This is a genomic window from Micromonospora sp. NPDC005298 (assembly GCF_040607375.1).
GTDB lineage: Bacteria > Actinomycetota > Actinomycetes > Mycobacteriales > Micromonosporaceae > Micromonospora.
The window spans coordinates 1-13,619 of sequence record NZ_JBEXGP010000038.1 but is presented as its reverse complement, the minus strand read 5'-3'; the positions used below and the strand labels follow the sequence as shown (position 1 = coordinate 13,619).

Below are 13,619 nucleotides of genomic sequence, written 5' to 3'. Positions count from 1 at the left end.
CCTACGAAAGGACAAGCACCATGACGATGACCGTGAACCAGGTGTCCCTCGACGTTGTCTCGCTCACGCGCAAGCTGATGACCGAGGACGTCGACCGGGAGATCAACGCCAGCGACACGTTCGTCGACCTCGGGCTGGACAGCCTCAAGCTCGTCGACCTGCTCGCCGCCGTGGAGAACCACTTCGACATCGAGGTGCCGGACGAGAAGGTCGGCAGCTTCGCCAAGGTCCAGGATCTCAGCGACTTCGTCCTCTCCGCCCGGTCCGCGGGGTGACCGAGGACGTCCGGGAGTTGTCGGTCGGGCAGCGGGCGCTGTGGCTGGTCCACCGGCTGGCCCCGGACAGCCCGGCCAGCAACGTGGTCCACGGGCTGCACGTCGAACCACGGCTCGACCCCGACCTCGTACGCCGGGCGGTGGCGGTGGTGCGGTCACGGCACGACCTGCTCCGGTCCCGGTTCGCGGAGACCGACCAGGGGCCGGTGCGGATCGTCGATCCCGACCTCGAGTGCGAGGTCGAGGTCCACGATGTTCCCGACCTGGACGACGACGGGCTGTTGCGCCGCTGCCAGGAGTTCGGCGACCAGCCGCTACGGCTGGCGCAGGACGGTCCGATGCGGGTGGCGCTGCTGCTGCGGCGCACCGACTGCGTACTGGTGGTGGTGATTCACCACATCGCCACCGACTTCCACTCGCAGCGGATCGTCTGGCAGGAGTTGGACGCCGCGTACGGGGCACTGCACGCCGGGCGGGCGGTGGAGTTGCCGCCGGTCTCCGGCGGCTACGACGACTTCCTGGCCCGGGAGCGGGCGGCGCTGTCCGGCGAGCGCCACGAGCGGCTGCGCGCCTACTGGGATCAGGTCTGCGACGGTGCCACGGCCGCCACCCTGCCGACCGACCGGCCCCGTCCGGCGGTGCGTTCGTTCCGCGGCGGCGCGTTCAGTCAGGAACTTCCGGACGACCTCGCCGGCCGGCTGCGGGAGACCGCGGCGGCGGCCGGTGTGACGCCGTACGCCGTCGTGCTCGCCGCCTTCCAGGCGACGATGTACCGCTACACGGGTCTGGGGGAGTTCACCGTCGGTTGTCCGGCGTCGCTGCGCCGGGGACGGGCGCTGCGCGGTGTGGTCGGCATGTTGATCAACACGATCGCGTTGCGGGGATCGTTCGACGCGGACACCACCTTCGCCACGGCGATCACCGCGGCGGGCCGACAGTTGACCGACGCGGTGGCCCACGCCGCCTATCCGTTCCCGCTGCTGCGATCGGGCCGGCGTAACCACGAACCGCCGGTGCGGGTGACCGTCACCCTCCTGGTTCACCAGCACGGGGACAACTACACCACCGAGCGGCACGCGTTCGCCGGGCACCGGATCCGGCTGCTCGACATCCCGTACGACGAGGGCCAGTTCGACCTGTCGGCGACCCTCACCCGGTACCAGGACGGCCGGCTCCAGGCGGAGTTCGGCTACGACCGCGACCTGTTCGACGAGGCGACCGTGCAGCGGCTGGCCGGGCACTTCCTCCAGATGCTGCGGGTGGCCTGCACGAGGCCGGAGACGGTGGTGTCCCTGGCACCGATGGTCGACCGGGCGGAACTGCGCGAACTGCTGGCGTTCGGCACCCGATAGACCGGTGCGGCGTGGCCCCGTGGCGCCCCTGGCGCCACCGGGACGGTGCGCCCGCCGCACGGGCCGGACCCGACCGGCGCGACCCCCGTCGCCGGTCGGGTCCAGGCCCGGCGGCAACCCAGGCGCCGGTATAGGGGCGGTATAGCGCTGATTGACAACGTCGTGGCGTTGGTCGGAGGTCACATGTGGAGGGAGGAACGGTGCGCGAGGGCATTCTCTCGACGGTCGGGAACACACCGCTGGTACAGCTGGTCCGGTTGTTTCCGGAGTTCCCCTCCCGGTTGTTCGTCAAGCTCGAACGCTTCAATCCCGGCGGCAGCATCAAGGACCGCACCGCGCTGAGCATGCTGCGCGCCAAGGTCGAGTCCGGTGAGCTGGTGCCCGGCCGATCGGTGGTCGTCGAGTCCAGCTCGGGCAATCTCGCCATCGGCCTCGCGCAGTTCTGCGCGTACCACGCGATCCGGTTCATCTGCGTGGTCGACCCGAAGACCACCCGGCAGAACCTCGCGATCCTGACCGCGTACCGCGCGGAGATCGAGATGGTCGAGCACCCCGACCCGGTCACCGGGGAGTACCTGCCGGCCCGGCAGCGCCGCGTCCGCGAGCTGTGCGAGCAGGTCCCGTACGCGTACCGCCCCGACCAGTACGCCAACCCGCTCAACGCCGTGGCGCAACGGCAGACGATGGCCGAGATCGTGGCCACGCTCGACGGGCGGATCGACTATCTGTTCTGTTCCACCGGCACCTGCGGGACGCTCGTCGGCTGTGTCGGCTACCTGCGCGAGCACGGGCTCTCCACGCGGGTGGTGGCGGTGGACGCGGTGGGCAGCGCCATCTTCGGCGGCGAGCCGGCGGCCCGGTTGATTCCCGGGCACGGCGCCTCGGTCGTGCCGCCCCTGGCCGCCGACGCCACACCGGACGAGATCATGCACGTCTCCGACCTGGACTGCGTGGTCGGTTGCCGGCTGCTGCTGCACCGGGAGGCCATCCTCGCCGGCGGGTCGTCCGGTGCCACTGTGGCCGCGCTGCGGCGCCGGATGGCCGGCATCCCGGCGGGCACCACGGCGGTGCTGATCCTGCCCGACAACGGCGACCGATACCTCGACACGATCTATTCGGATCAATGGGTTTCCCGGCATTTCGGGGAGATCACCCACCTGTGGAAGGACGCCGAGTGCTGATCATCGGGCGGGCCGTCGTGGGGGACCCCCTCGATCGCCACCACCGAGCCCCACCTCGACCTGCTCCCCGAAGGGCTGCTGACCGCGCACGGCATGGTCGACGACCCGGTCTCGCGCTCGCCGGGCACGTCCGCGCCACCGCCGAACGGCGGCGCCCGGGCGTACGCGTCGACGACTTCCTACCCGTGGTGGACGCCACCGTGGCGTCCACCGGATCCCTGAAGGAGTGGCAATGACCGACAACCGCAGCTACCGAGTGGTGCTCAACGACGAGGAGCAGTACTCGGTCTGGTGGACCGACCGGGATCTGCCCGCCGGCTGGCGTGCCGAGGGCACCGAGGGCACCCGCGACGAGTGCCTGGCCCGCATCGACGAGATCTGGACCGACATGCGGCCGCTGAGCCTGCGCCAGCGCATGGAGTCCCAGGCCATGGAGTCCCAGGCCACGGCCTGACCACCTGATCCGATCCCACGCCCGCGCCCGGCCCCCCGGAGGAGCACCATGAGCATCGTTCCGCCAGCGGCGCCCGTAGCCGCAGCCGTCACCCACGGGTCGGGCACGTTGTCCGAGCTGATCGCCCGGCAGGCCACGCTGACCCCCACCGCGATCGCGGTGAGCGGCGACACCGAGGGGCTGGACTACGCCGGGCTGGACCGGCGGGCCAACCAGCTCGGGCGGTACCTGGCCGAGCTGGGCGTCGGTCCGGAATCGCTGGTCGCGGTCAACCTGGACCGCGGCGTCGACCTCGTGGTCGCGTTGCTGGGAGTGTGGCGTGCCGGTGCCGCGTACCTGCCGCTGGACCCGACCCACCCCGCCGAGCGGCGGCGGCGACTCCTCGCCGACAGCGGGGCCGGGGTGCTGCTCACCCGCGACGCGCTGCGCGACGAGGCGACGCCCGGCCAGGTGGTCTGCCTGGACGCCGACCGGGCGCGGATCGCGGCCTGCCCGGCCACCGCCGCGGTGCCGTCACCCGACCCGGACTCGGTGGCGTACGCCATCTACACCTCCGGGTCCACCGGCCAGCCCAAGGGAGTGCTGATCACCCACCGCGGAATCGGCAACCGGGTGACCTGGACGATCCGGGAGCACGGCCTCGGCCCCGGCGACCGGGTGCTGCAGAAGACCTCGGTCAGTTTCGACGCGGCGGGCTGGGAGTTCTTCGCCCCGCTGGCCAGCGGCGGCACCGTCGTGCTCGCCCCGGACGGGGCGCACCGCGATCCCGCCGCCCTGGTCGCCGCGGTCGTCCGGCACCGGATCACCGTCCTTCAGGGAGTGCCGTCGGTGTTCGGTCGGCTGGTCGACCAGCCCGGCTGGGCGGACTGCACAAGTCTGCGGCTGGTCTTCTCGGCCGGGGAGCCGTTGCACGCCGACCTGTGCCGGCGGCTGGCGGTCACGCCCGACGTGCGGGTGTGGAACACCTACGGCCCCACCGAGTGCGCCATCGACGTGACCGCCCACCCGGTGGACACGGCACAGCCGACCGGGCCGGTGCCGATCGGACGTCCGCTGCCCGACGTCCGCGTCCAGGTGCTCGACGCCGACCGGCGACCGGTGCCGGTGGGCGTGGTCGGCGAACTCTATGTCGGTGGGGCCAACCTGGGCCGGGGCTATCTGCACCGGCCGGATCTGACCGCCGAGCGGTTCGTGCCCGACGAGTACGGGCCGCCCGGCGCCCGCCTGTACCGCACCGGCGACCAGGTCCGGTGGCGCGGTGACCGGAGCCTGGAGTTCGTCGGTCGAGCCGACCACCAACTCAAGGTCAACGGTGTACGGATCGAACCGGCGGAGGTGGAGGCGGTGCTCGCCGCCCACCCGGACGTCCAGGCGGCGGTGGTGGTGGGGCACACCGATCCGGCCGGTCGCCGGCAGCTCGCCGCGTACGTCGCCGGGCGGCGGTCGGTCGATCCGGCGGCCCTGCGCGCGTTCTGCGTCGGCCGGCTGCCCGAGGCGCTGGTGCCGGCCGTGTTCCAGCCGGTGGCGGAGTTCCCGCTCACCGCCAGCGGCAAGATCGACAGGTCCGCCCTGCCGGCGGTCGACCCACTGGACCGGCCCGCGCCGCGTCCACCACGGACCGCCGCCGAACGGACGGTCGCGGGCATCTGGCGGGACCTGCTCGACGTCGACCACGTCGGCGTCGACGACGACTTCTACCAACTCGGCGGCTCCTCACTGGTGACGCTGACGCTGGAGAGCCGGCTCCGGGGGGCCGGCGGCACGGTGACGCTGCGTGACCTGCTCACCCACACGACCGTGGCCGCGCAGGCCCGGCTGGTGGAGGCGGCCACCCCGGCGGACGTGCCGGTGCTGCCGGTGGGACGCGACCGGCCCCTGCCGCTCTCCGCCGCCCAGCACCGACTCTGGATGCTCGACCAGCTCGACCCGGGCAGCAAGGAATGGGTCGTCCCCGTGCACGTACGGCTGCCCGCCGCCACCCATCCCGACCACGTCCGGGCGGCCCTGCACGCGCTCGAGGCACGCCACGAGCCGCTGCGTACCCGCTATCTGGTGGTCGACGGCGTGGCCCGCCAGCGGGTGGTGGCGCCGGGGACCGTCGACCTGGAGGTACGCGACGTCAGCCACGGCGGGCTGGCCGACCTGCTCACCGAACAGCTCGGCCGGGGCTTCGACCTGCGCACCGGGCCGCTGTGGCGGGCCGGGCTGGCCGTCGCCGCCGGGCGTGATCACCTGCTGGTGCTGGCCGTGCACCACATCGCGTCCGACGCCGGCACCGCGGACGTCCTCGAACGGGACCTGCGGGAGTTGTGCGACGCCGCCGCGCGGGGCCGGCCGGCGGACCTGCCGGAGCTGCCGGTGCAGTACGCCGACTACGCGGTCTGGCAGCAGCGGCACCTCACCGACGAGTTCGTCGGACGGGAGTTGGCGTACTGGCGGGAGGCGCTCGCCGGGATGCCCCAGCTGGAGCTGCCGCTGGACCGTCCGCGCCCGGCCCGGCGGGACGCGCAGGGCAGCATGCTTGGCTTCACCGTCGCGGCGGACGTCGCCGGCGCCCTGACCGAGGTGGGCCGGCGCTGCTCGGCAAGCCCGTTCATGACCCTGCTCACCGGCTTCGCCACGGTCCTCGCCCGCTACACCGGGCAGTGGGACGTGCCGATCGGCACGCCCACCTCGGGACACCGGCCCGCCGAGCTGGACCAGACCGCCGGGGTCTTCCTCAACCCGGTGGTGCTGCGCTGCACTCTGGACCCGGCGTCCAGCTTCACCCAGGCCGTCCGGGACGTCCGCGACCGGACCGTCGCCGCCCTGGCCCACCAGGACCTGCCCTTCGACCGGGTGGTGTACGACCTGGTCGGCGAGCGGGACCTCTCCCGTACCCCGCTCTACCAGGTGGCACTGAACTACCAGGAGGGCGGGATCACCGGCCGGATTGCCGACGACCCGCTCACCATCGAAGCGCTGCGGCGAGCGTCCACAGTGGCGAAGACCGACCTGACCGTGCACCTGTGGCCGCAGCCGGACGGCACGCTCGCCGGAGCCGTGGAGTACGCCACCGCGCTGTTCGACGAGGCAACCGTGCGACGGCTCGCCGACCACTTCGTCCGGCTGGTGGGTGCCGCCGCCGACGAGCCGGACGCCCGCCTGGACCAGCTCGACCCGTTCTCGGCCGAGGAACGGCACGAGCTGCTGCACGAATGGAACGGGCCGACGGTGCCCCGTCCCGCCACCACAGTGGTCGACCTGTTCGAGGCACACCGCGCGGCGACACCGCAGGCGGTGGCGTTGCGCCACGGCCACGCGCACACCACCTACGCGGAGTTGGACGACCGGGCCAACCGCTTCGCCAACCACCTGCGCCGGTCCACCGTGGCACCGGGCGCGACGGTCGCCGTACTGCTGGGGCGGGGACCCGACCTGGTCGCCGCGATTCTCGGCTGCTGGAAGGCGGGCGCGGCCTGCCTTCCGCTGGACCCCTCGTACCCGGCCGAGCGGATCGACTACCTGCTCGACACCGCGGGCGTCGGCCTCGCCGTCACCGACTCGCGGTTCGCCGACCGGTTCGCGGTGCCCACCCTCCAGGTGGACACCCACCGGCTGATGGTCAGCGCCGAACCGCCCACCGCGCCGGCTCGTGACCTCGACCCGGCGCAGACGGCGTACGTGCTGTTCACCTCCGGATCGACAGGCCGCCCCAAGGGGGTGCTGCTCTCCCACGCGGCGGTCACGAACTTCCTGGCCTGCGCCACGGAGACCGAGGCGCTTGGCGATCGGGGAGGCCGCCCGACCGGCGGTGGGGCGCCGCTCTTCTCCACCATCGCCTTCGACCTGTCGATCTCCAACCTCTGGGGGCCGCTGGTGGCCGGGCAACCGGTGACGCTGCTGCCGCAGGAGTTCGACCTGACCCAGCTCGGCGCGCTGCTGCTGGCCGCCGGCCCGTACGACCGCTTCATCATGACGCCCCCGCACCTGGAGCTGCTCGCCGCGCAGGTCGACGCGGCGCAGGCGCAGCGGCTCGCCGGCCAGCTCTGGGTGGCCGGTGGGGTGCTGCGCGGGCCGGTGGCGACCAGGTGGCTCGACCTGCTCGGTCCCGGCGGCCTGATCAACTCCTACGGCCCGACCGAAACCACCGTGATCATGTCGGCGTATCCGGTGGTGGAGCCGCAGACCAGCGAGATCGTGTCGATCGGCCGGCCGATGGCGAACACGGTGGTGCGGATCCTCGACGACGAGATGCGGCTGCTGCCGATCGGAGCCGTCGGTGAGCTGTACATCGGTGGCGCGTGCCTGGCCACCGGCTATGTCGGCCGGCCGGGGCTGACCGCCGAACGCTTCCTGCCCGACCCCTACGGCCCGCCGGGCACCCGCCTCTACCGCAGCGGCGACCGGGGCCACTGGCGGCCCGACGGCACGATGGCCTTCGTCGGCCGGGCCGACGACCAGGTCAAGGTCCGCGGCTACCGGATCGAACCCGGCGAGATCAGCGCCGTCGTCGCCAGGCATCCACGGGTACGCGACTGCGTGGTCCTCGCCCACCAGGACCGCCTGGTCGCCTTCTACCTCGGCGAGGCCACCGACCTGGCCGCGTACTGCGCCCGGCAGTTGCCGGAGTTCATGGTGCCGAGCCTGTTCGTGCCGGTGGAGCGGATCCCGCTCAACGCCAACGGCAAGGTGGACCGGGACGCCCTGCGCGGCAGGCTCGACGCGGCGCTCGCCGACGGTGCCGCCGACCCCACCGAGTTCGTGGCACCGCAGACCGTGGTGGAGAAGCGGGTCGCCGCGATCTGGGCGGAGCTGCTCGACGGGCGGATCGGCGCGACCACCGACTTCTTCCTCCTGGGCGGGCACTCGGTGCTCGCCGCGCGGCTGATCGCCGGGTTGCAGGAGGAGTTCGACCTCGACCTGCCGATCCGGCTGGTGTTCGAGCACCCCACGGTGCGCGCCCAGGCGGTCGCCGTCGAAGACCTGATCCGAGCGGAGGTCGACGCGTTGGACGCCGCCGACCTCACCCACGACCTTTCGCGATCTGAGGAGTACCCGGCATGACCAGCATCGCCAACGAGCCGAACCTGCGTGAAGAACTCGTCCAGCGTCGCCTGGCCGGCCGTCGTACCAGCCGGCGGGACCGCATCCCGACCGTCGACCGCTCGGCTGAGCTGCCACTGTCGTACGGCCAGCAGCAGATGTGGTTCCTCAACCGGATGGACCCGACGAGCGCCGAGTTCCTGGTCTCCTGCGCGCTGCGGCTGCGCGGGCAACTGGACGCCGACGCGCTGGGTCGAGCGATCGACGCCCTCGTCGCCCGGCACGAGATCCTCCGCACCCGCTACGCCCTCGCTGGCACCACTCCGGTCCAGGTGATCGACCCTCCGGCGAGCCGCGACCTGCCGGTGGTGGACCTGACCGACCGACCGGGCACCGAGCGGGAGGCGGCGCTCGACACGGTGCTCGCCGACGCGGCGCTCACCGGGTTCGACCTGGCCCAGGACTGGCCTGTGCGGGCCGTGCTGGTCCGGCTGGACACCGACGAGCACGTCCTCGCCCTGGTGCTGCACCACATCGCCTGTGACGCGCCGTCGGTCGCGGTGCTCACCGGTGAGCTGGCCGAGCTGTACGCCGCCCTGCGGGCCGGCGTCGAGCCCTGGCTGCCGGTCCCCGCCGTGCAGTTCGCCGACTTCGCCGCGTGGCAGCGCGGCCGACGGCGCGCCGATGCGGTGGCCCGGTCGCTCGACTACTGGCGCGACCAACTCGCCGGGCTGACGCCGGTGGAGCTGCCGGCCGACCGGACCAGGCCGAAGAACCGGGACTGGCGCGGCTCGTCGGTGCCGTTCACCCTGCCCGCCGAACTCTCAGCCGCGCTGCGCGGTATCGCCCGCGACGCCGGTACCACGGTCTTCGTCACCCTGCTCAGCGCCTACCAGGTGCTGCTGTCGCGCTACACCGGCCGGACCGACCTCGCCGTGGGCACGGTGTCGTCCGCGCGCAGCCGCGTGGAGTTGCACAACCTCGTCGGGTACGGCATCGACAACCTGGTGCTGCGGACCCGCTGGAGTGGTGACTCGTCGTTCGCCGCCCTGCTGGAGCAGACCCGCGACACCGTGCTCGGCGCGTTCGACCACACCGATGCCCCGTTCGCTCTGCTGGCCGACGAGCTGGAGCCGGAGCGTGACCTCTCCCGGACGCCGCTCTACCAGGTCGCGTTCACCCTCCAGTCCGAGCCGCCCGCCGTCGACTGGCCCGGCGACCTCAGCGTGGAACCGGTCGAGCTGCCTCTGCGGACGTCCAAGGTGGATTTGACCCTGCACATGATGGAGGGCGCCGACGGCGGACTGCGCGGCCGGATCGAGTACGCCACGGCCCTGTTCGACACGGCCACCGTCGAGCGGACCGCCGACCACCTGGTGCGGCTCCTGCGGCAGGTGGTGGCAGACCCGACGGCCCGACTCTCCGACCTGGCCATCCTCGGCCCGGCCGAGCTGGCCGTGGTGACGCAGGCGCCGGTCACCGCCGACCCGGTCACCGGCACCGTGCACGGCGTCTTCGAGGCGGTCGCGGCCGCCCACCCCGACGCGGCGGCGCTGACGGTCGGCGACACCACCCGCGGGTACGCCGAGCTGAACGCCGACGCCAACCGGCTCGCCCACTGGCTGCGTGCCCACGGCGCCGGCCCGGAGCGGCTGGTCGGGGTCCACCTCGACCACGGCCCCGAACTGGTGCCCGCCCTGCTCGGCGTGCTCAAGTCCGGTGCGGCGTACCTGCCCCTGGACCCGGCCTCGCCGGACGACCGCCTCGACTTCATGATCAGCGACGCCGGCGCGCGGATCGTGCTGACCACCACCGCCCACGGTGACCGGTTCGCCGACTTCGACGGAACCGTCGTGCTGCTGGACGCCCCGGAGCTCGCCGGGGAACTGGCCGCCCAACCGTCCACCGACCCGGCAGTGCCGGTGGACGTGGACAACCTCTGCTACGTCATCTACACCTCCGGCTCCACCGGTCGGCCCAAGGGCGTCGCGGTGGCCCACCGGCAGGTGCTGCGGCTGCTGACCGTCACCGCCCGCGACTACCGCTTCGGCGCCCACGACGTGTGGACGCTGCTGCACTCGTACGCCTTCGACTTCTCGGTCTGGGAGATCTGGGGTTGCCTCCTGCACGGCGGTCGGCTCCTCGTGGTGCCCCGCGAGCTGGCCCGATCCCCGCAGGACCTCCTCGACGAGCTGATCGCGCAGCGGGTCACGGTGCTCTGCCAGACGCCCACGGCGTTCCGTGCGCTGGTCCAGCTGGCCGCCGAGGGCGATCCCCGGGTGGACCAGCTCGCCCTGCGGGTGGTGACCTTCGGCGGCGAGAAGCTGGACTTCGCCGAGCTGACGCCCTGGGTGGCCAGCCGTGGCGTGGACACGCCGCAACTGATCAACATGTACGGGATCACCGAGACCACCGTGCACACCACGTACCACCGGGTCGCCGTCGCCGAGGTGGGCGGCACGGCCAGCCGGATCGGCGTACCCCTGTCGGACCTCACGGTCCACCTGCTCGACGCCGACGGCCGGCCGGTCCCGATCGGCGTGCCCGGCGAGATCCACGTGGGCGGCCCCGGTGTCGCCCGCGGCTACCTGGGTCGCGCCGACCTGACCGCGCAGCGGTTCGTGCCGGACCCGTGGGGGCCGGCCGGTTCGCGGCTGTACCGCAGCGGCGACCTGGCCCGACGGCACGCCGACGGAGGGCTGGAGTTCGTCGGACGCATCGACCACCAGGTCAAGATCCGTGGCTACCGGGTGGAGCTGGGCGAGATCGAGGCCGCCCTGACCGCCCTGCCCGGCGTCCGGGACGCGGTGGTGGTGCTGCGCGAGGACAACCCGGGCGACCAGCGGCTCACCGCCTACCTGGTGGCCGACGACACCTCGACGCTGCTGCGCCCCTCGCAGCTGCGCGCCGCGCTGGGCCGGACGCTGCCGGACTACATGGTCCCGGCGGCGTTCATGCCACTGCCCCGGATCCCGCTCACCGTCAACGGCAAGCTCGACCAGGCCGCGCTGCCCGCCCCGGGCCGTTCGGTGGTCGCCGTCGACAGGCCGTATGTGGCCCCGCGCACCACTGTGGAGCAGCAGCTCGCCGACGTCTGGGCCGCCACGCTCGGGCTGGACCGGGTGGGCGTACAGGACGGCTTCTTCGACCTCGGCGGCGACTCCATCCGGGCGGTGGCGCTGGCCGGCGCGTTGCGGTCGGCGCACTTCGACGTGGAGGTCCGGGACATCTTCGAGCGGCGTACCGTCGCCGAGCTGGCCGAACTGCTCACCGCGCGGCCCGCCACCGAGCCGGAGCCCACTGTCGCCCCGTTCGAGCTGGTCGGTGAGGCGGACCGGGCCCTGCTGCCCGCCGGAGTGGTGGACGCCTACCCGTGCACCCAGGGACAGCTCGGCATGCTCGTCGAGCTGCTGTCCGACAGCGAGCAGAACCCCTACCACAACGTGACCAGCTACCGGGTTCGCGGCGAAGGGGAGTTCTCCCTGGACGCGCTGCGCGGCGCCGCGGCGCTGCTGGTGCGCCGTCACGAGGTGCTGCGCACCTCCTTCGACCTGACCAGCTATTCGGTGCCGATGCAACTGGTGCACGCCACCGCCGAGCTGGCCGTCACGCACGAGCACACCCACACCACCGAGCGGGGCGAGCTGGACCGGGAGCTGCGCGCCCACATCGCTGTCGAGCGGGCCCACCTGTTCGACCTCGATCGCCCGTCGCTGCTGCGACTGCACGCCCGGACCTGCGCGGACGGCAGCTGGTGGCTCACCATCACCGAGTGCCACCCGATCCTGGACGGCTGGAGCTACCACTCGCTGATCATGGAATTGGTCCGCGCGTACCACCAGATCCGCGCCGGAGAGCCGTTGTCTCCGCAGCCGATCCCCTCGGTGCGGTTCGCCGACGCCGTCGCCGCCGAACGGCTGTCGGTCACCGGCGACGAGGACCGGGCGTTCTGGCGTGGCGTGCTTGCCGGACGGGTCCGTCACGACCTGCCCACCGGCTGGGGTGACCCCGACGCGCCGCAGGGCGCCAAGCACGAGCACTGGGTGCCGGTGCAGGACCTCGAAGCCTCGCTGCGGGACCTGGCCCGGCGCCTCGGTGTGCCGTTCAAGTCGGTCATGCTGGCCGCGCACCTCAAGGTGATGAGTCAGCTCACCGGCGCGGAGCGGTTCTACACCGGCCTGGTCTGCAACATCCGGCCCGAGGCGGCCGGCGCGGACCGGGTGTACGGCATGCACCTCAACACCGTGCCGGTCGGCTACGACGGGCCGGCGGCCACCTGGTCGGAGCTGATCCAGCGGACCTTCGCCGCCGAGGTGGAGCTGTGGCCGCACCGGCGCTACCCGCTGTCCACGCTGCAACGGGAGGTCGGCGAGGACACCCGCATGCTCGACGTGCGGTTCAGCTTCCACGACTTCCACCAGATCGACGCCGACGACATCGACTACGCGGAGTCCATCGACGACAGCCCCACCGAGTTCCCGCTCGGCGTGTTCAGCCGGCTCGGCTTCCTCACCCTCCAGGCCAGTCAGCGCAACGTCGGCCACGACGCCCTGCGCCGCCTCGGCGCGATGTACCGGGTGGTGCTGGAGGCGATGGTGGCGGACCCGGCCGGGGACGCGCGGGTGGTGTGTCTGCCCGCGGGTGAGGTGTCGGTGGTGTTGGCCGATGGCGACGGCACGGTCGAGCCGGTGTCGGGGTCGGTCCCGCGGTGGTTCGAGGAGCAGGTCACCCGGGTGCCGTCGAACGAGGCGGTCAACGGTGTGTCGTTCGCCGAGGTGGACGCGCGGGCTGTGGCGTTGGGGTCGTGGCTGGTCTCGCGGGGTGTCCGTCGGGGTTCGGTGGTGGGGGTGCTGCTGGATCGGAGTGTCGATCTGGTGGCGGCGCTGCTGGGGGTGTGGAAGGCGGGGGCGGCGTTCGTGCCGCTGGACCCGACGTATCCGGCCGGTCGGATCGGCTCGATGGTGGCGGATGCGGGTGTGTCCTGTGTGGTGACCTCGGCTCGCTACGCGGATCGGTTTGCGCCTGGCGTCGACGTTCTGGTGGTGGACCACGTCCCGGCGGATTCGTCTGTGGTGTTGCCGGGTGTGGTTGATCTGGATGATTTGGCGTACGTGATTTTCACGTCGGGGTCGACGGGTCGGCCGAAGGGTGTGCAGGTTACGCATCGGGGTCTGGCGAATCATGTTCGGTGGGCGTCGGTGGAGTTGGCGGGTCGTGGTGTCGGCGGGTGTGCTGTCTTCTCGTCGGTTGCTTTTGATTTGCAGGTGCCGAATCTGTGGGCGCCGTTGGTGGTGGGTCAGCGCGTGTTGATGGTTGATCAGGATGTGGATCT

General features: G+C 72.4%; 6 protein-coding genes. All 6 read left to right on the top strand.

Annotated elements, in window-relative coordinates:
• Positions 1–20 precede the first annotated feature (20 nt).
• Positions 21–275, top strand: coding sequence for an acyl carrier protein (locus ABZS77_RS29170; protein ID WP_354829447.1), 255 nt, complete (start codon positions 21–23; stop codon positions 273–275).
• Complete coding sequence (locus tag ABZS77_RS29165) at positions 272–1,627, top strand: condensation domain-containing protein (protein WP_354829444.1); 1,356 nt, start codon at positions 272–274, stop codon at positions 1,625–1,627. The genes ABZS77_RS29170 and ABZS77_RS29165 overlap by 4 nt, the downstream gene beginning before the upstream one ends.
• Positions 1,628–1,839: 212 nt before the next feature.
• On the top strand, positions 1,840–2,808 hold the full coding sequence (gene sbnA, locus ABZS77_RS29160; RefSeq protein WP_354829485.1) for a 2,3-diaminopropionate biosynthesis protein SbnA: 969 nt from the start codon (positions 1,840–1,842) through the stop codon (positions 2,806–2,808).
• 232 nt (positions 2,809–3,040) lie between these two features.
• Positions 3,041–3,262: an MbtH family NRPS accessory protein gene (locus ABZS77_RS29155; protein WP_354829441.1), complete on the top strand. Its 222-nt coding sequence runs from the start codon at positions 3,041–3,043 to the stop codon at positions 3,260–3,262.
• 48 nt (positions 3,263–3,310) lie between these two features.
• Positions 3,311–8,308 carry an amino acid adenylation domain-containing protein gene (locus tag ABZS77_RS29150; protein ID WP_354829439.1) on the top strand — a complete coding sequence of 1,666 codons (4,998 nt, stop codon included), beginning with the start codon at positions 3,311–3,313 and terminating at the stop codon, positions 8,306–8,308.
• Positions 8,305–13,619 (top strand): amino acid adenylation domain-containing protein (locus tag ABZS77_RS29145; protein ID WP_354829436.1); only part of this gene is annotated, 5,315 nt, incomplete at its 3' end. The genes ABZS77_RS29150 and ABZS77_RS29145, both read left to right, overlap by 4 nt.